The following is a 19,526-nucleotide window of genomic DNA, read 5'->3' as shown; positions in this document are numbered from 1 at the left end:
AGAGAGGAAACCCCATGAAGCTGCTCTCCCTCACACGGCGCACGATGCTGGCCGCGACGGCGGCGACCGCTTTCGCGCTCGGCGGCTGGACCATCGCGGAGGCGCAGACCCCGCCCGGCGTTCTCGTCGTGGGCCAGATTGCCGAGCCGCAGGCGCTCGATCCGCACGCGGTGACGGCGGTGAACGACTTCCGCATCCTGATGAACCTCTACGACGGGCTGGTGCGCTACGCGCCCGGCACGCTGGAGGTCGAGCCCGCGCTCGCCACGGGCTGGGATGTCTCGGAGGACGGCACCGTCTACACGTTCACGCTCCGCGAGGGCGTGAGCTTCCATGACGGCTCGCCCTTCGACGCCGAGGCCGTGGTCTTCAACTTCGAGCGGATGCTGAACGAGGATCACCCCTACCACGACACCGGGCCGTTCCCTCTGTCGTTCTTCTTCTCGGCCGTCGAGGCCGTCGAGGCCGTGGACGACATGACCGTGCGCTTCACGCTGAACGAGCCCTACGCGCCGTTCCTGTCGAACCTCGCCTATCCCACCGGCCTGATCGTCTCGCCTGCAGCCGTGATGGAGCACGGGGCCGAGTTCGGCCGCAATCCCAGCGGCACGGGCGCCTTCACCTTCGCCGAATGGCGGTCGAACGAGGCCGTGGTGGTCGAGGGCAACCCCGACTACTGGGACGGCGCGCCCGAGCTTCAGGCCGTGATCTTCCGGCCGATCACCGACGCAAACACCCGCACCGCCGAGATGCTTGCGGGCGGGATCGACGTCATGGTCGAGGTGCCGCCCGTCGCGCTCGGCGAGTTCGAGGGCGATGGCTTCACCGTTCACGAACAGGCCGGTCCGCACGTCTGGTTCCTGATCCTGAACGCCCTGGAAGGCCCCTTCGCGGACGTGCGCGTGCGGCAGGCGGCGAATTATGCCGTCAACAAGGAAGCGATCGTGAACGACGTGCTCGAAGGCACGGCCGAGGTCGCCGCAGGCCCGACCCCGCCCGCCTTCGCCTGGGCCTACAACGCGGAGCTGGAGCCCTATCCCTACGACCCCGAGCGCGCCCGCGCCCTTCTGGCCGAGGCCGGCGTCGAGAACCCCGAGATCACCTTCTACGTCACCGAAGGCGGGTCGGGGATGCTCGATCCCGTGGCGATGGGCACGGCGATCCAGGCAGACCTCGAGGCCGTGGGCTTCGACGTCACCATCGAGACCTACGAGTGGAACACGTTCCTCGGGCGCGTGAACCCCGGGCTCGAGGGCGAGGCCGACATGGCCGAGATGGCGTGGATGACGAACGATCCCGACACCCTGCCCTATCTCGCGCTGCGCACGGCCGCATGGCCGGCGGAGGGCGGCTTCAACTCGGGCTACTACTCCAACCCCGAGGTCGACGCGCTGCTCGAGGAGGCCCGCACGGCCACCGACCAGGAGCGCCGCGCCGAGCTCTACCGCGAGATGCAGCGGATCGTGCAGGAGGACGCGCCCTGGGTCTTCGTCGCGAACTGGAAGCAGAACGCCGTGACGAACGACCGGGTCGAGAACTTCACCCTCGAGCCGTCCTTCTTCCTGCTCTTGCATGACGTCGTGAAGAACTGAACACCTTGACCGGGGCGGCGTTCGCGCCGTCCCGGACGACCAGATCCCCGGACATCCGCCGCGGGATCGTCCCGGCGGACCGGACCCGCGCGGAGGGCTCATGACCGGCTACATCCTCAAGCGCCTCGTCTCGGCGGTGCCCGTCCTCGTCGGCATCTCCGTGATCGTGTTCCTGATCATGGCGATGATCCCGGGCGACCCCGCGACCGCGATCCTGGGATCCTACGCGACGCCCGAGAACGTGGCGGCGCTGAACCAGGACCTCGGCCTCGATAAACCGCTCGTGCAGCGATACTTCATCTGGCTCGGCAACATGCTGCAGGGCGATTTCGGACGTTCCTTCGCGCTGAACCGTCCCGTGCTCGACGAGGTGCTGGAGCGGTTCAACGCCACGCTGATCCTCGCCGGCAGCGCCTTCGTGCTGTGCTCGGTGCTCGGGATCGCGGCCGGCGTCGTCTCGGCGGCCAACCAGTACGGCCTTGCCGACAAGGCCATCACCTTCCTCGTGCTGCTCGGCATCTCCATCCCGTCCTTCTTCCTCGGAATGATGATGATCCTGACCTTCGCGGTGAACCTCAGGTGGTTCCCCGTCTCGGGCATGTGGCCGATCTACGGCGACCGGACGCCGTGGGTCCTGCTCGACCATCTCGCCATGCCGGCCACGGCGCTTGCCGTCGTGGCCACGGGCGTCGTGGCGCGGCTGTCGCGGTCGGCCATGCTCGAGGTGCTGCGGCAGGACTTCATCCGCACCGCGCGGGCCAAGGGCGTGCACGAGCGCCGCGTGATCTGGGGCCATGCGCTGCGCGCGGCGATGGTCTCGATCATCCCGGTCCTCGGGATCCAGGCGGGTTTCGTGCTGTCGGGCGCGGTCTATATCGAGATCGTGTTCCAGTGGCCCGGCGTGGGTCGGATGCTGGTCGACGCGATCCTGCGCCGCGACATCCTTCTGGTGCAGGGCGGCGTCGTTTTCGTCGCGGCCTGCTACGTCATGTTCAACATCATCGTGGACGTCGGGCAGAGCCTGCTCGACCCGAGGATCAAGACATGACCGCGTTCCTCAAGCTTCTCGCACGCAACCGCCTGGCGCTCGCCGGGCTGGTCGTGATGACGCTGGTCGTGATCGTGGCGCTGATCACGCCGCTCCTGCCGCTGGCTCCGCCCAACGTCACGAGCACAGCCGACCGCTTCCAGCCGCCGTTCTCCGAGGGCGCCCTACTGGGCACGGACCACCTTGGCCGCGATCTCCTGAGCAGGCTTCTGTGGGGCACGCGCCTCAGTCTTGCCGTGGGTTTCGCCGCCGCCGTGGTCGCCGCGACGCTTGGCGCCGCCATCGGCATCGTCGCGGGCTATTACGGCGGGCGCACCGACAACGTCATCATGCGCGGCGTCGACATGCTGATGGCGTTCCCCTACATCCTGCTCGCGCTCGCCATCGTGGCGGCCCTCGGCCCCGGCCTTCTGAACGCCCTGATCGCGGTGGCCGCCGTCAACATCCCGTTCTTCGCGCGCAACATCCGCGGCATCACGGTCGGCATCGCCAACAAGGAATTCGTGGACGCGGCCCGCCTTGCGGGGCTGTCGGATGCGAAGATCATCGTGACCGAGGTCCTGCCCAACGTCGTGCCGGTCATCGTGATCGCGATGTCGACCACGGTGGGGTGGATGATCCTCGAGACGGCCGGCCTGTCGTTTCTCGGGCTCGGGTCGCAGCCGCCCGTGGCCGATCTGGGCTCCATGCTGGGCGAGGCGCGCTCTGCGCTGATCACCAATCCGCACACGTCGATCGTGCCGGGGCTGATGATCCTCGTCATCGTGATGGCGATCAACCTCCTCGGCGACGGGGTGCGCGACGCGCTCGACCCGCGGCTGAAGTCGGGCGCGCTGTCGCGGCCGATGCCCGCGACGATGGTGCGGCGGACGGGGCCGGTCCCCGACGCGCCCGCGGAAGGGCTTCTGGCGCTGCGCGGCCTCAGGACCCAGTTCCACGTCAAGGACCGCGTCTACAAGGCGGTGGGCGGGGTCGACCTCACGGTGCGGCCAGGCGAATGCGTCGGCCTGATCGGCGAAAGCGGTTCGGGCAAGTCGGTCACGGCGCTGTCGGTCATGGGCCTCGTGGCCTCGCCGCCGGGCATCATCACCGGAGGCGCGGTCTACTACGACGGCAAGGACATCGTCGGCGCGCCCTACGAGACGCTGCGGTCGATGCGCGGCAGGCGCGTCGCCTACATCTTCCAGGATCCGCAGGCCACGCTGCACCCGCTCCACACCGTGGGCGACCAGCTGATCGAGGCCGTCTCGAGCCATCGCCGCATCGGGCGGGCCGAGGGACGCGCGCATGCGATCGACCTGCTCAGGCAGGTGCGCATCCCCAACGCCGAAAGCCGCATCGACACATATCCGCACGAGCTGTCGGGCGGAATGCGCCAGCGGGTTGGCATCGCGATGGCGCTTGCCAACGATCCCGACGTGATCATCGCGGACGAGCCGACGACCGCCCTCGACGTGACCGTGCAGGCGCAGATCCTGACGCTTCTGGACGACCTGCGGCGCGACCGGGGCCTCGCCATCCTGTTCATCACGCACGACTTCGGCGTGGTCGCGCAGCTCTGCGACCGAGTGGCGGTCATGTATGCCGGCCGCATCGTCGAGGAGGGTCCCACCGACACCATCCTCAACGCGCCGGCGCATCCCTACACGTCCAAGCTGATGGCCTGCGTGCCGGAACTCGGCGGCGGGCGGCGGCGGCTCGAGGCCATTCCCGGAATGCCGCCGGCCGTGGACCGGCTGCCGCCGGGCTGCGCCTACGCCGAGCGATGCCACCGCGCGACCGCCCGGTGCCGCGAGGGCGATATCGCGCTCGACGCCCACGGCAGGGACCACAGCGTCCGCTGCATCCACCCGGTCCCCGCCCCGCACGAAGAGGCCGCCGAATGACCGAGGCGCTGAAACTGACGGCCCTGAGCAAGTCCTTCCCCGTGGGCAAGCGCCTGTTCGGCCCGCCACGGGCGCTGGTGCGCGCGGTCCGCCCGCTCGACCTGACCGTCCGCACCGGCGAGACGCTGGGCATCGTGGGCGAATCCGGCTGCGGGAAGTCGACGCTGGCGCGGATGCTGGTGGGCCTGCTGCCGCCGACCTCGGGCCGCATCGAGATCGAGGGCGCGCCGCTCGACACCGCAGATCCTGCCGAGTTCGGCAGGAAGATCCAGTATGTCTTCCAGGACCCGATCTCGTCGCTGAACCCGCGCAAGACAGTGCGCCAGATCATGGAGGCGCCGCTGCGGCACCTCCACGGGATGAAGGCGGCGGCCCGCGCCGAACGCATCAGCGAGATCTTCGCGGCGGTGAACCTGCGCGAGGAGTTCCTCGACCGTTACCCGCACGAGTTCTCGGGCGGTCAGGCCCAGCGCATCGGCATCGCCCGCGCGCTGGCCGCCGACGCGCGGATCCTGATCCTCGACGAACCCGTCTCGGCGCTGGACGTGTCGGTGCAGGCGCAGGTCCTGAACCTGCTCGCCGATCTCAAGGGACGGTTCGGGCTGACCTACCTGTTCATCAGCCACGACCTTGCGGTGGTCGAGGCCGTCAGCGACAGGATCGCGGTTCTCTATTTCGGCGCTCTGGTGGAGGTCGGTCCGGCACGCGAGATCTTCGCCAGGCCGCGCCACCCCTACACGAAACTTCTCGCCGACAGCGCACCGGTCGTGGGACGCGAACTGAAGGCGCCCGAGGGCCGCGAGACCGAGCTTCCCGACCCGCTGAACCCGCCCGAGGGCTGCGCCTTCCGCGCGAGGTGCCCACGCGCCATCGGGCGCTGCGCGGCCGAGACCCCTGCCCTCGCGCCCGTCAGCGACGCGACGCAGGCCGCCTGCTTCAACCCCGAGGGCGGCTGAGGCGACGGCGCGCGCTGCGGCGTCCCGGCCCGGTGCCGCCCGGTGCCGCCGGGTGGCGCGCAAGCCGCCGCCAATTGGGGGTTTGTCTTCCCGGCGGGGCATGTATGATCCGCCCATCACACCCGCCGATCGTCCGTGACAGCCTCCGGGATCGGCCACATGCCCGCACAGCGGCAAGAATACGGCTCCGCGTGGAAGAAGCGGAGCGTCATCGAAGGGAGAACGACAATGAACAGACCCATGCTTCCGGCACTGGCGCGGTCCGGCGTATCGCGGCGCGGCATCCTCAAGGGGGCAGCGGCGATGGGCGCGGCCGGACTGATCCTGCCGGGCGCCAGCGGCGCGGCGCGCGCGCAGACGCGCGGCGGAACCTTCCGCGCCGGCATCGGCCACGGCTCGACCACCGACAGCCTCGATCCCGGCCTCTGGGACAACCTCTACGTCCAGACCTTCGCGGCCGCGCGCCACAACCAGCTGATCGAGGTCGGCGCCGACGGGCAGCTTGTCCCCGAAATGGCCGAAAGCTGGGAAAGCGCGGACGGCGTGACCTGGGTCTTCGCGATCCGGCAGGGCATCACCTTCCATTCCGGCAAGGACATGACCGTTGACGACGTCGTGGCCTCCATCAACCACCACCGCGGCGAGGACTCGACCTCGGCGGTCAAGACGCTGCTCGCCGCGATCACCGACGTGCGCGCCGACGGCCAGAACGTCGTCGTCACGCTCGAGGCCGCCAACGCCGACCTGCCCTACCTGATGACGGACTACCACATCCCGATCATGCCCTCCGTGGACGGCCGCATCGACCCGACCTCGACCGACGGCGTGGGCGGGTATGTCGTCGAAAGCTACGAGCCCGGCGTGCAGGCCAGCCTGACGCGCAACCCCAACTACTGGAAGGACGACCGCGCGTGGTTCGACCGGGTGGAGCTTCTGTCGATCCTCGACCCTGCCGCGCGCCTGAACGCGCTGATCACGGGCGAGGTGCACCTGATCGACCAGGTCGATCCGGCAACGATCGGAATGCTCGAGGGCCGCGGCGTCGCGCGCATCCTGTCGATCCCCGGCAACGCGCATTACGTCTTCCCGATGGACAGCCGCGCGGCGCCCTTCAGCGACAACAACGTGCGGCTGGCGCTGAAATACGCGCTCGACCGGCAGCAGATGGTGGACGTCATCCTCGGCGGCCATGGCGCGGTGTCGAACGACAACCCGATCGGTCCGGCCAACCGCTACTTCCACGCCGAGATGGAGCCGAAGACCTACGATCCCGACCGGGCGCGCTTCTATCTGCGCGAGGCCGGGCTCGACAGCCTCGACGTCACGCTCAAGGCGGCCGATGCGGCCTTCGCGGGCGCGGTCGATGCGGCGGCGATGTTCTCGGAGACGGCGCGCGCGGCGGGCATCAACCTGACCGTGGACCGGGTGCCGAACGACGGATACTGGGACAACGTCTGGATGAAGGAGCCCTTCGTGGCGAGCTACTGGGGCGGACGCGCGGTCGAGGACCACATGTTCACCACCGCCTACGCCAGCGGCGCCGCATGGAACGACAGCTTCTGGGAGAACGAGCGCTTCAACGAGCTTCTCGTCGCCGCACGCTCGGAGATCAACGAGGACATCCGCCGCGAGATGTACCACGAGATGCAGGAGATCGTGTCCTTCGAGGGGTCGGTCATCATCCCGATGTACAACAATTACGTCATGGCGGTCGCGAACGGCGTCGGCACGCCTGACCGCATCTCGGCCAACTGGAACCTCGACGGCTTCCGCTGCGTCGAGCGCTGGTGGATGGCCTGATCCAGCTCTCCCCGGCGCTGCGCAAGCGCCGGGGAAGCCCGTTTCAGGCCCCTCGGAGGACGGTTTCCTGTCGAACGTCATAAAGATGGTCCTCGCGCGCATCGCGTTGGGGGTCGGACTGCTCTTCATCGTGTCGCTCGTGATCTTCTGGGCGACCGAGCTGCTTCCCGGCGATCTCGCCACGCAGATCCTCGGCCAGTCCGCCACGCCAGAGACGGTGGCCGCCCTCAGGGCGCAGCTCGGCCTGAACGACCCCGCGCCGGTGCGATACTGGAACTGGCTCTCTGGGGCCCTGACCGGTGATTTCGGCGTGTCGCTCTCGAACGGCCGGCCGATCGCCGAGCTGATCGGCGCCCGGCTCGGCAACACGGTCTTCCTCGCGCTCTACGCCGCCGCCCTCTCGGTTCCGATATCGCTGGTGCTCGGCATCCTCGCCGCGCTGTGGCGGAACTCGATCTTCGACCGCGGCGCCAACGCGGGCGCGCTCACGGCGATCTCCTTTCCCGAATTCTTCGTGGCCTACATCCTCGTCCTGTGGCTGGCGCAGACCGGGCTGTTCCCGTCGATGGTGCGGATCAATCCCACCACGACCTTCTCGGACCGGATCTACATGAGCTTCCTGCCCGCGCTGACCCTGACCCTCGTGGTCACGGCGCACATGATGCGCATGACGCGGGCCGCGATCATCAACCTCATGGCCTCGCCCTACATCGAGATGGCGCGCCTCAAGGGGCTGTCGCCGCTTCGGATCGTCCTGCGCCACGCGCTGCCGAACGCGCTTGCGCCCATCATCAACGTCATCGCGCTGAATCTCGCCTACCTCATCACCGGCGTCGTCGTGGTGGAGGTCGTCTTCGTCTATCCCGGCCTCGGGCAGCTGATGGTGGACGCGGTGTCGAACCGGGACATCGCCGTGGTGCAGGCCGTCGCGCTGATCTTCGCGGGCGCCTACGTCGCGCTCAACCTCGTCGCGGACGTGCTCTCCACGATCACGAACCCGCGCCTGATGCACCGGAGGTGAGGCGATGACGTTCCTTGTCTCCGTCGTGACCGGCCTTGCGGGGCTCTTCGCCCTCGCGGCCCTCCTGCGCGCGGCGGCTGCGCGGGCGCTGTCGGGACACTCGGCCGCGATCGCGCGCGACATGCCGCTGACGGCCGCCTTCGGCATCGTCGTGATCGTGCTTTATGCCGTCGTCGCCATCGCCGCCCCCGCCCTCGCCCCCTTCCCCGAGCGCGAGATCGTCGGCACCCAGTTCGAGCCGTGGACCTCCGAGCACATCCTCGGGACCGACCGGATCGGGCGCGACATGCTCTCGCGGCTGATCTACGGCGCGCGGAACACCGTCGGCATCGCCTTCGCCACCACCGCGCTCGCCTTCATCGTGGGCTCCGTCCTCGGGCTGTGGGCGGCGCTGGTCGGCGGGTGGCTCGACCAGGTCCTGTCGCGTTTCGTGGACGCGCTCATGGCGATCCCGGCGCTGATCTTCTCGTTGCTGCTGCTGACGATCTTCGGGACCTCGATCACCTCGCTGATCCTCGTGATCGCGGCGGTGGATTCCACCCGCGTCTACCGTCTCGCCCGCGCGGTGGCGCAAGGCATCGTCGTCATGGACTACATCGAGGCCGCGAAGCTCAGGGGCGAGGGCAGCTGGTTCCTGATCCGCCGCGAGATCCTGCCCAACGCGCTCGCCCCGCTCGTGGCAGAATTCGGCCTGCGCTTCTGCTTCGTCTTCCTCGCCATCTCGTCGCTCAGCTTCCTCGGGCTCGGGATCAAGCCGCCGACCGCCGACTGGGGTTCGATGGTGCGCGACAACGCGACGCTGATCACCTTCGGCGACGTCACGCCGCTCTTGCCGGCCGGCTGCATCGCGCTTCTGACGGTCGCGGTGAACTTCGTGGTGGACTGGCAGCTCTACCGCGCCTCGGGACTGAAGGAGTGAGCGCGATGGACCGGGAGATGCTCCTGAAGATCGAAGGGCTCCGGATCGAGGGGCGCTCGGGCGACGTGTGGTCCGAGATCGTGAAGGGCGTCGACCTGACGCTGCACAAGGGCGAGGTCCTCGGCCTGATCGGCGAAAGCGGCGCGGGCAAGTCCACGATCGGCCTTGCCGCGATGGGCTTCGCGCGGGACGGCTGCCGGATCGCCGGGGGCTCCATCGTCTTCGACGGAATCGACCTGCGCGCGGCCTCCGAGGCGACGCGGCGAGGGCTGCGCGGCGCGCGCATCGCCTATGTTGCGCAATCCGCGGCGGCAAGCTTCAACCCGGCCCACAGGCTCATCGACCAGTATTCCGAGGCGCCCGTCGTCCATCACGTCATGTCCCGCGAGGAGGCCGAGCGCGACGCGATCGACCTCTACCGCCGGATGCGCCTGCCCAACCCCGATGACATCGGCTTCCGCTACCCCCACCAGGTTTCGGGCGGACAGTTGCAGCGCGCCATGACGGCGATGGCCATGTCCTGCCGCCCCGACCTCATCGTCTTCGACGAGCCGACGACCGCGCTCGACGTGACCACCCAGATCGAGGTTCTGGCCGCGATCCGCGACATCGTCAGGCAGTTCGACACGGCCGCCATCTACATCACCCACGATCTCGCCGTGGTCGCGCAGGCCGCCGACCGGATCAAGGTGCTCCTGCGCGGCGAGGAGGTCGAGGAGGCCGACACGCGCACCATGCTCGACGCCCCGCGCGAGGACTACACCCGTAGCCTCTGGGCCGTGCGCAGCTTCGCGACGGAACAGCAGCCCGCCGCCTCGGGCACGCCCGTCGTTTCGGTCCGCAACGTGACCGCGGCCTACGGCACCGTGAACGTGCTGGAGGACGTGAGCTTCGACATCCACCCCGGACGCACCGTCGCCGTCGTGGGCGAAAGCGGCTCGGGCAAGTCGACCGCGGCGCGGGTCATCACCGGGCTCCTGCCGCCGCGCGACGGCGAGGTCCTGTTCGAGGGCGCGGCCCTGCCGCCCTCGCTGAAGGGACGCACGCGCGACCATCTGCGGCAGGTCCAGATGATCTACCAGATGGCCGATACCGCGCTGAATCCCAAGATGCGCCTGCGCGAGATCATCGGCCGCCCCGCGCACATGTATCTCGGCCTCTCCGGCAAGGCGCTCGACGACCGCGTGCGGGAGCTGCTCGAGCTGATCGAGCTCGCGCCCGACACCTACATCGACCGCTTCCCCGGCGAGCTCTCGGGCGGTCAGAAGCAGCGCGTCGGGATCGCCCGCGCGCTCGCCGCCGAGCCGCGGCTCATCATCTGCGACGAGGTCACGAGCGCGCTCGACCAGATCGTGCAGGAGGGCATCCTGAAGCTTCTGGTCCGCCTGCAGAAGGACTTCGGGCTGGCCTACATGTTCATCACCCACGACCTCGCCACCGTGCGCGCCATCGCCGACGAGGTCGTGGTGATGCAGAACGGGCGCGTGGTCGAGAAGGGCACCCGGTCCGAGATGTTCGCCCCCCCGCACGAACCCTACACCGACCTGCTCCTGTCCTCGGTGCCCGAGATGGATCCCGACTGGCTGACACGCCTCCTGAAGGACCGCGAGGCAGGCCGCAGGCCGGGACGCGCGGACGTTCCCTGACGCGGCGTGACGGCCCGCCCTTCATCTTTCCCCAAATACGCAAGCGCCGAAGGCGCGGCGGCGGGCGGGGCTCGATGCCCCGGCCGCCGCCATCGCCCCGGCGGTCGCCTCCGCGCCGTCACTTCCGCTCCGGACGGCCGGCATGGGCCGCCACCATCGCCGCAACCCTGCCCACGAGCGCCGCCCCGGGCGCCACGGCCCGGAGCGTCGCAAGGTCGACATGCCGGATCAGGACCTCCACCGTCGCCGCCGGGCCCTCGCCCTCCGTCCACAAGCGGTGCATGAGGCGCACTTCGCGCCCGTCCCCGCCCAGCGCCTCGGTCGTCACCGTGACGCGGTCGCCGATCGCGATGGCGGCGAAACGGCGGATCCGGCTCTCGGCGGCGACATGGCCGAGGCCCGGCGCGGCATCGCCCGCATCCGTCTCGATCAACTCCATCAGCCGGTCCGTGGCGCGCGCGGCCAGATCGATGCATGCGGCATCGTCCATCCGGCCGTGGTGGTCGGCGTCGGATGCCGCCACCTGCATCCCCGCCGTCACCGGCAGGCCGTCGGGCCCCCTCCCGGCGGCGGGCGACGCGCTCTCGTGCGCGGCGATGACGCCGCCCGCGCCGCTGCCTGTCCGCTTCAGCGCGCGCATCATGGCCACGAGGTTGTCGTCGCGGCGGCGCTCCAGCTCGCGGATCGTCGCGTGGCCCGACTGCGCGTCCGACTGCCCGGCGATCAGCTCGACGAGGTCGTCGTCGAAGTCCGGCACGTCCATGAGCTTCGTCCAGGGCCACGTCAGGCACGGCCCGAACTGTTCGAGGAAGTGGCGCATCCCCGCCTCGCCGCCTGCGATCCGGTAGGTCTCGAACAGCCCCATCTGCGCCCAGCGCAGCCCGAAGCCCATGCGGATCGCCTCGTCGATCTCCCCGGTCGTGGCGATCCCGTCCTTCACGAGCCACAGCGCCTCGCGCCAGACCGCCTCGAGAAGGCGGTCGGCGATGTGGGCGTCGATCTCCTTGCGGACCACGAGGGGAAACATGCCGATCCCGCGCAGGATGTCGGCCGCCCGCGCGGTCTCGGCGGCGTCGCCCACCAGTTCGACCAGCGGCAGAAGGTATACCGGGTTGAACGGATGCGCGACGATCACGCGGCCGCCCGCAAGGTTCAGCTGCGACGGCCGGAAGCCCGACGTGGACGAGCCGATGACAGCGTGCCCGGGCGCGGCCGCGAGCAGTCCCGCGAAGACGCGGTGCTTGAGGTCCAGCCGCTCGGGCACGCTTTCCTGCACCCAGTCGGCATCCGCCACCGCCTCGTCCGCGTCCGTGTGGAACGACAGGCGTCCCTCGGGCGGCATGGCGCGCGCGTAGAGGCCTGGAAGCGCCCGGCGCGCATTGGCGAGCACCTCCTGGACCTTGCGGCGCGCCTCGGGGTCGGGGTCGAAGACCGACACATCCCATCCGTTGAGCAGGAACCGCGCGGCCCAGCCGCCGCCGATGACCCCGCCACCGACGATCGCGGCCTTCATGGCGCCGCTCCCGCCGCCTCGGCCAGCGGGCCGCGCGGGCTCTGCGACATGGCCTCACGACCGCCGAAACGGAGATCGCCGGCCGCCCCATGCCCCGAAAGGAGCGCGGCACCAGCGTGACCGCCGAACGTCTCGGCATGAGCCACAGCCCCGGGCGCGCACCCGTCAGGCTGCACGCGCCGGCGCGAGATACGCCCCCCGGCCGCGGCGTCACGGTCCGCGCGGTGCCATGCGTGAGGCGCGCGCGCCGCCCGCCCGCCATCCGCCGTTTCGCCGGGCCTCGCCGCCGTGCTTCCCTCGCCGCGCGCCGCCATCACGTCGTCCTTTCCGTATGTCCGTCCACCGCCATCGCCTGGCCGGTGATCGCCGACGCTGCGTCGGACGCGAGGAACAGCGCCATCGCCGCCACCTCGTCCGCCCGCACGAAACGCCCCAGCGCGACGCCCTGCGTGAAGCCGCGGCGCACCTCGTCCTCGCCCAGGCCGCGCGCCGCGGCCTCCATCTCCACGACGCGGTCCATGCGCGGGCCCTCGACCGCGCCGGGGCAGATCGCGTTCACGCGAACGCCCGCGGGACCAAGTTCCGACGCCAGCGCCTTGGTCAGCCCCACGATACCCCATTTCGCGGCGACGTAGGGCGAGCGGTGCGGAAAGCCGAAAAGCCCGGAGACCGAGCTTGTCAGAAGGATCGCGCCGTGGCCCTGCCGGCGCATGACCGCGGCCGCCCAGCGGCAGGTCAGGAAGGCCCCGTCGAGGTTGACGGCGACGCAATGCCGCCAGTCGTCGAAGGCGATGTCCTCGATCCGTCCGGCCGGTCCGCCGACGCCCGCGTTGGCGCAGACGACGTCGGCGCCGCCCCAGCGCGCCTCGATCCCGCCGAGGAACGCGCCCAGCGCCTCGGGGTCCGTCACATCGGCAGTGTCGGCGTGAAGCGCGGGAAGCGCGCGCCGCACCTCCGCCACCGCCTCGGGGTCCGCGTCGCAGACCGCCACGCGGTCGCCCGCGGCGAGGAACGCCTCGGCCATCGCGCGTCCGAGGCCCGCCGCACCGGCGGTGACGACGACCCGGCGGCTCATGCGCCGGCGGCCCGATACCGCCCGTCGCGGATCAGCGGCCAGGCTTCGGAACAGGGCATCACGTCCTCGTGCCGCGACGTCCAGTGCGCGTTGATCCCGTCCCAGCCATCGCCCGTGAAGACGTGCCGGCATTCGGGGCAGACCTTGCGTGGCTCGCGTTTGAGCAGCCCCAGCTTATCGCGCACCTCCTGCGGGCCGAGGACCCGCGCGCCCATGCGCTCCACGATGCCGGCCGCGCGCTCCACGAGCTGCGCGTTGGTGGCCAGAACGCCCTTCTCGAGCCAGAGGTTGTCCTCGAGGCCGACACGCACATGCCCGCCCGCGAGGACGGCGGCGGCGGCATAGGCCATCTGGCTGCGACCCAGCGAAAACGCGCTGAATGTCCAGTCCGGCGGCACGTTTCCGACCATCGCCATGAAGGTGTTCAGATCGTCCGGCGCGCCCCACGGCACCCCCATGCAAAGCTGCACCAGCGCGGGAGCGTCGAGGGCGCCCTCGCGCACCAGCTCCTTCGCGAACCACAGGTGTCCGGTATCGAAGGCCTCGATCTCGGGCTTCACGCCCAGCGCGGTCATCGCGCGGCCCATCGCGCGCAGCATTCCGGGCGTGTTCGTCATGACGTAATCGGCTTCGGCGAAGTTCATCGTGCCGCAGTCGAGGGTACAGATCTCCGGCAGGCACTCGGCGATGTGGGCCACCCGCTCGGCCGCGCCGACCATGTCGGTGCCCGCCTCGCTGACCGGCAACGGCGCGTCCGGCGGGCCGAAGGTGATGTCGCCGCCCATCCCGGCGGTCAGGTTCAGCACCACGTCAACCTCGGCGGCGCGGATGCGGTCCGTCACCTCGCGGTAAAGGGCAGGGTCGCGCGACGGCGCCCCGGTCGCGGGATCGCGGACGTGGCAATGCACGATGGCCGCCCCCGCGCGCGCCGCGTCGATCGCGCTGTCGGCGATCTGTTGCGGCGAGCGCGGCACATGCGGGCTGCGGTCCTGCGTCGCCCCCGAGCCTGTGACGGCGCAGGTGATGAAGACCTCGCGGCTCATGGTCAGTGGCATGGCTCTCCCTCCTTCTTGCCTGTCCCGTCGCGACGGCGCACGGGCGCCGCGCCTCGCCGCAGGGGATCGGCCGCAGGGGATCGGCGGCCCGCCGGCCGGATGGTCGGCCATCGCGTGCGCCTTGTCCATCGGCCGCGGCTGGCGGCGCGGGGCGGCGGCCTCGTGAACGGCACCGCCCTTTCGGTCGCGTGCACCGCCAGGCGCGGCGCCGACGCGCCCTTGCGCAGGATGGGCAGGCGGTGTCCTCTGGCCCCGCAGCACCCCGGAGACACCTCGATGAGCGCCCAGACCACACCCCGTTTTGCAGCCCGCATGGCGCGGGTCGAGCCGAACGCGATCGGCGAGCTTCTGTCGCTCGGCGCGGATCCGTCGATCATCTCCTTCGGCGGCGGCTATCCCGACCCCGATCTGTTCCCCGCCGCCGAGCTGGAGGCCGTCTACGCCGAGGCGATCCGCGCTCCGGGCGGGGCAGGCATGCAATACGCCCCCTCGGACGGGCTGCCGCACCTGCGCGTGCAGGTCGCCCAGATGATGACCGAGGACGGCACGCCCTCCGGCTCGGAAAACGTCCTGATCCTGCAGGGAAGCCAGCAGGGCCTCGACCTCGCCGGAAGGATGCTGGTCGATCCGGGCGACGTGATCGTGACGGAAGATCCGACCTTCCTTGGCGCACGGATCGCGTTCGATCCCGCGCAGCCGTCCTATGCCCCCGTCCCGATGGACGAGGAGGGGATGCGCGTCGACATCCTCGAGCGGGTGCTGCGCGACACGCCGCGGGCGCGGGTGATCTACACGATCCCCGAGTTCCAGAACCCGACCGGCGCGACACTGTCGCTTGCCCGCCGCAAGCGACTGATCGAACTTGCCCGCGACCACGACCTCGTCGTGCTGGAGGACGCCGCCTATCGCCGCATCCGGTTCTCGGGCGATCATCTTCCGACGCTGAAATCGCTCGACACCGATGGCCGCGTCATTCACCTCGGGTCGTTCTCGAAGGTGCTGGTGCCGGGAATGCGGCTCGGCTGGGCGGTCGCCGAAGGCGCGCTGATGGAGAAGATGAAGCTCCTGAAACTGGCCGCCGACACCCAGACCTCGACCCTGAACATGACCGCCGCGAGCCTCTTTCTGGACCGTTTCGACCTTGCCGCGCATGTCGCGACGCTTTGCGCCAGCTACCGGCGCAAGAAGGAGGTGATGCTCGAGGCGATGCGCAGGCACTTCCCGCAGGACGTCACCTTCACCGACCCCGAGGGCGGGCTGTTCGTCTGGGCGAGGTTTCCCGAAGGCTTCGACGCCACGGCCTTCATGCGCGACGTCGCCCTTCCGGAGGCGCGGGTCGCCTACGTGCCGGGTGGCAGTTTCTTCCCGGTGACGGAGCAGCCGAATTTCGCGCGCTTCAACTATTCGGGCCTCTCCGAGGAACGCATCGTCGAGGGCATCGCCGCGCTTGGGGCCGCGCTGAAGGTGCAGGCCTGACCGCGCGCCCCGCGCGCACCTGGCGGGCCGGCGATTGAACCAAGTCCGCATCCGAGGCGTTTCGATCCCGTAACTGGAGGTCGAAATGGCATCGCGCGCCGTCTGGAAGGGGCAGCTTCGTCTGTCGCTCGTGTCCATCCCCGTCGAGATCCACTCTGCGACCCGGCCGGGCGCTCGGGTGAGTTTCCGCCAGATCCACGGCCCGACCGGCAAGCGCATCCGCTACGAGAAGGTGGTGCCGGGCGTCGGCCCGGTAGATCCCGACGAGATCCTCAAGGGCTACGAGCTGGGCGGCGACGAATACCTTCTTCTGGAGAAGGACGAGGTCGACGCGATCCGGCTGGAGACGAAGAAGACGCTGGACCTGGTGCAGTTCGTCGGCATCTGCGAGATCCCGCCGCTCTATTTCGACAAGCCCTACTACATCGTGCCGACCGACGAGCTTGCGGAGGATGCCTACCGCGTCGTCCGCGACGCGCTCCGCAGGTCCGAGAAGGCGGGAATCGGGCAGCTGACGATGCGCGGCAAGGAATACCTCTGCGCGATCCGGCCCTGCGGCGACGGCCTTCTGCTTGAGACGCTGCACTACGCCGACGAGATCAGGGACGCGGAGCCGCTTTTCGCGTCGGTGCAGGACGCGCCCGCCGAGGACGAACTTCTGTCGGTGGCGACCGAGCTGATCGACCGCAAGACCGGCGATTTCGACGCCACCGCCTACCGGGACCGCTACGACATCGCGCTGCGCGAGCTGATCGAGGCGAAACGGTCGAGCGGAAAGACCCCCCGCGTGCGCGCCGGCGCGGACCAGCCGCAGGGCGGGGAGAACGTCGTCGACCTGATGTCGGCGCTGAAGGAAAGCCTGAAGAAGGACGCGAAGGGCGGCGCGAGGAAGGGTGGCGGTCCGCGATCCGCGGGCGCGTCCCGGTCCTCCTCGTCCGCGCGCGGCGGACGGCGCAAGACGGGGTGACGGCGAATGTCGCGGCTCGAGCGATACCTCGCGCGGCGCGACTTCGACGCGACGCCCGAGCCGCGCGACGGGGGCGCGCCCGAAGGCCTCGCCCTGCGCTACTCGATGCAGCGGCACGATGCGCGCAGGCTGCATTTCGACCTGCGGCTGGAATGGGACGGCGCGCTGCTGAGCTGGGCTGTGACGAAGGGGCCTTCGCTGCGGACCGGCGACAGGCGCCTCGCGGTGCGCACCGAGGATCACCCGATCTCCTATCTTGGCTTCGAGGGCGTCATCCCCGAGGACAACTACGGCGCGGGCACGGTCATGCTGTTCGATATCGGCCACTGGACCCCGACGATCCCGGTGGAGGCTGGCCTGAAGAAGGGTCATCTGGCCTTCCGCCTGCATGGACGCCGGTTGACCGGCGCGTGGGACCTCGTGCGGATGAAGGGGCGGCGGGCGTCCGACCGGGGCCGCGAGAACTGGCTTCTGATCAAGGCCGAGGACGAGGCTGCGGGACGACGCGATCCCGTCGGCCGCTATCGCCGCAGCGTCTCGACCGGCCGCACGATGCGCCAGATCGCGGCCGGCGCGGACCCCGGGCCGCAAACGGAAGGGCAGTCCGGCCCGCTTCCCGGATTTCGCGAGGTGCAGCTCGCAACCCTGTCCGACACGCTCGAGACCGGGGCGGGCTGGTGGCACGAGCTGAAGATCGACGGCTACCGCGCGCTGGTCGCGCTGGGAGACGGCGGGCCGCGCATCCACACGCGCAACGGCCACGACTGGTCAGACCGCTTCGCAAGCCTCGCACCCGCCTTCGCGCCGCTGGACTGCGACAGCGCGCTCATCGACGGGGAGATCGTGGCTGGCGCGGACCTGCAGGGCTTTTCGAGCCTGCAGAAGGCGATCAAGGCCGGAGGGCCGTTCCGCTTCTACGGCTTCGACCTGCTGTCGCTCGATGGCAGGGATGTCACGGGCGAGCCCTTGCGCGCGCGCCGCGAACGGCTCGAGGCGCTTTTCCGGTCCGCGCCGCCGCTTGGACAGGCGCAGCTGTCCGCGGTAATCCGCAAGGACGCGCACGGCGCCTTCGACCGGGTCTGCGCCGCCGGGGGCGAAGGCCTGATCGCCAAGCGCATCGACAGGCCCTACCGCCCCGGCCGCGGCACGGACTGGCGCAAGATCAAGTGCGAGCGGCGGGACGAGTTCGTGATCCTCGGCTGGCAGCGCAGCGACAGGCCCGGCCGCCCCTTCGCCTCGCTGGCGCTTGGCGCGTGGAACGACAGCGCGCTCGTCTATGTCGGGAAGGTCGGGACCGGCTTCGACGCGGCGGCGATGGACGACCTCGCCCGCGCCATGAAGCCGCTTGCCCGCAAGACCCCGCCTGCGGAGCTGCCCCGAAGCGAGGCCGGCGGCGTGACATGGATCAGGCCCGTGCTGGTGGCGGAGGTGAAATATGCCGAGACGACCCGCGACGGGCGCTTGCGCCACGCCGTGTTCCTCGGTCTGCGCGAGGACAAGCCCGCGCGGGAGGTCAGGCTGGAAGGTGACAGGATGACGGAACAGCGGACGAATGGGTCAGGCCGCATCGAGATCGCCGGGATCGCGGTCTCGAACCCGGGGCGGCAGGTCTATCCCGAGGCCGGGCTCACCAAGGGCGGGGTCGCGGAATACTACGAGGCAGTGGCCGACCGGATGCTGGTGGAGGCCGCGGACAGGCCACTGTCCCTCGTGCGGCTGCCAGCGGGGCTCGGGGGCGAGCGGTTCTTCCAGAAGCACCGTGGCGAGGGATGGCCCGACGCGGTGAAGCCGGTGGAGGTCGAGGAAGCGAACGGCAGGACGGCCGAATACATGTATGTCACGAACGCGCAGGGCCTCGTGGGCGCCGCGCAGATGGGCACGCTTGAATTCCACATCTGGGGCGCGCGCTGCGACCGGCTCGACCACCCGGACCGGATGGTCTTCGACCTCGACCCCGACGAGGACCTCGGCTTCGCCGACGTGGTGTCCGCCGCGCGCGACATTCGCGGCATCCTCGCCGACCTCGGCCTTCCCTCGTGGGCCCTCGTGACCGGGGGCAAGGGCGTTCACGTCGTGGTGCCGCTGCGACGCATCGCGGGCTGGGACACCGTGAAGCTCTACGCGCGGATCTTCGCGAGAGGCCTCGCGGCGGCGGAGCCCGGGCGTTTCCTCGCCGAGATGTCCAAGGCGCGGCGCAAGGGGCGGATCTTCGTCGACTGGCTGCGCAACGACCGCGGGGCGACCGCCATCGCGCCGTTCTCGCTGCGCGCGCGGGCGGGCGCGCCGGTGGCGGTGCCCGTGGCGTGGGACGAGTTGCCCGGCCTTCGGGCCGCCTCGCAGTTCGACGCCGCCCGTGCGCGGGAGCGGGACTGGTCCGACCTCGACGTGCCGGAGGCCGTGGGCCTTTCGCAAGGGCGCATCGCGCGCCTCGAGACTTGGGTCGGCCACGGCTGAGGCCGTTCCTGCGCGCTCCCGCCCGTCGGCGGCGCGTCCGGCACGTCCGGCGCCGCAACGCCACTGGTCAGGCCCGTCCGGCGCGCATAGTCTCGCCGGATGAACGGCGCTCACGACC

General features: G+C 70.2%; 13 protein-coding genes and 1 pseudogene. 11 read left to right on the top strand and 3 right to left on the bottom strand.

Translation table 11 applies throughout. From position 1 onward, the window contains the following. Positions 1-14 precede the first annotated feature (14 nt). From P6F26_RS01945 to P6F26_RS01910, 8 genes are all read left to right on the top strand, one after another. Positions 15-1,592, top strand: coding sequence for an ABC transporter substrate-binding protein (locus P6F26_RS01945; protein WP_278026953.1), 1,578 nt, complete (start codon positions 15-17; stop codon positions 1,590-1,592). Between the two features lie 100 nt (positions 1,593-1,692). Continuing rightward, positions 1,693-2,640: an ABC transporter permease gene (locus tag P6F26_RS01940; RefSeq protein WP_278026952.1), complete on the top strand. Its 948-nt coding sequence runs from the start codon at positions 1,693-1,695 to the stop codon at positions 2,638-2,640. Then, entirely contained in the window at positions 2,637-4,526 is a 1,890-nt protein-coding gene (locus P6F26_RS01935; protein WP_278026951.1) for a dipeptide/oligopeptide/nickel ABC transporter permease/ATP-binding protein, read from the top strand. The genes P6F26_RS01940 and P6F26_RS01935 overlap by 4 nt, the downstream gene beginning before the upstream one ends. After that, positions 4,523-5,482 (top strand): ABC transporter ATP-binding protein, encoded by a 960-nt coding sequence (locus tag P6F26_RS01930; RefSeq protein ID WP_278026950.1) that lies wholly within the window; start codon positions 4,523-4,525, stop codon positions 5,480-5,482. The genes P6F26_RS01935 and P6F26_RS01930 overlap by 4 nt, the downstream gene beginning before the upstream one ends. 228 nt (positions 5,483-5,710) lie before the next feature. Continuing rightward, on the top strand, positions 5,711-7,282 hold the full coding sequence (locus P6F26_RS01925) for an ABC transporter substrate-binding protein (protein ID WP_278026949.1): 1,572 nt from the start codon (positions 5,711-5,713) through the stop codon (positions 7,280-7,282). Positions 7,283-7,349: 67 nt separating this feature from the next. After that, positions 7,350-8,303 carry an ABC transporter permease gene (locus P6F26_RS01920; protein WP_278027043.1) on the top strand — a complete coding sequence of 318 codons (954 nt, stop codon included), beginning with the start codon at positions 7,350-7,352 and terminating at the stop codon, positions 8,301-8,303. A 4-nt stretch (positions 8,304-8,307) separates the two neighbouring features. Further along, on the top strand, positions 8,308-9,222 hold the full coding sequence (locus tag P6F26_RS01915; RefSeq protein WP_278026948.1) for an ABC transporter permease: 915 nt from the start codon (positions 8,308-8,310) through the stop codon (positions 9,220-9,222). Between the two features lie 5 nt (positions 9,223-9,227). Continuing rightward, the gene (locus tag P6F26_RS01910) at positions 9,228-10,868 is read left to right on the top strand and encodes an ABC transporter ATP-binding protein (protein WP_278026947.1); all 1,641 of its coding nucleotides are present in this window, start codon (positions 9,228-9,230) and stop codon (positions 10,866-10,868) included. Positions 10,869-10,986: 118 nt separating this feature from the next. Here the strand turns inward: P6F26_RS01910 and P6F26_RS01905 are convergent, their stop codons facing one another. From P6F26_RS01905 to P6F26_RS01895, 3 genes and pseudogenes are all read right to left on the bottom strand, one after another. After that, entirely contained in the window at positions 10,987-12,381 is a 1,395-nt protein-coding gene (locus P6F26_RS01905; RefSeq protein ID WP_278026946.1) for a carnitine 3-dehydrogenase, read from the bottom strand. Positions 12,382-12,694: 313 nt separating this feature from the next. Then, positions 12,695-13,456: an SDR family oxidoreductase gene (locus P6F26_RS01900; RefSeq protein WP_278026945.1), complete on the bottom strand. Its 762-nt coding sequence runs from the start codon at positions 13,454-13,456 to the stop codon at positions 12,695-12,697. Between the two features lie 149 nt (positions 13,457-13,605). Then, positions 13,606-14,511: pseudogene (locus tag P6F26_RS01895) on the bottom strand (beta-keto acid cleavage family enzyme); the annotation flags it as partial. A gap of 276 nt (positions 14,512-14,787) precedes the next feature. Here P6F26_RS01895 and P6F26_RS01890 point away from each other — a divergent pair. The 3 genes from P6F26_RS01890 (at position 14,788) to ligD (ending at position 19,408) form a co-directional block, all read left to right on the top strand. Beyond that, positions 14,788-15,987, top strand: a complete 1,200-nt coding sequence (locus P6F26_RS01890) for an aminotransferase-like domain-containing protein (RefSeq protein WP_278026944.1) — start codon at positions 14,788-14,790, stop codon at positions 15,985-15,987. An 85-nt stretch (positions 15,988-16,072) separates the two neighbouring features. Further along, complete coding sequence (gene ku, locus P6F26_RS01885) at positions 16,073-16,954, top strand: non-homologous end joining protein Ku (protein WP_278026943.1); 882 nt, start codon at positions 16,073-16,075, stop codon at positions 16,952-16,954. 6 nt (positions 16,955-16,960) lie between these two features. Then, the gene (gene ligD, locus P6F26_RS01880; RefSeq protein ID WP_278026942.1) at positions 16,961-19,408 is read left to right on the top strand and encodes a DNA ligase D; all 2,448 of its coding nucleotides are present in this window, start codon (positions 16,961-16,963) and stop codon (positions 19,406-19,408) included. Positions 19,409-19,526 lie beyond the last annotated feature (118 nt).

It is taken from the genome of Roseicyclus salinarum (assembly GCF_029624655.1).
Taxonomy (GTDB): domain Bacteria; phylum Pseudomonadota; class Alphaproteobacteria; order Rhodobacterales; family Rhodobacteraceae; genus Roseibacterium; species Roseibacterium salinarum.
Note: the sequence above shows the minus strand (reverse complement) of the source record. Positions and strands in the feature narration are given on the sequence as shown.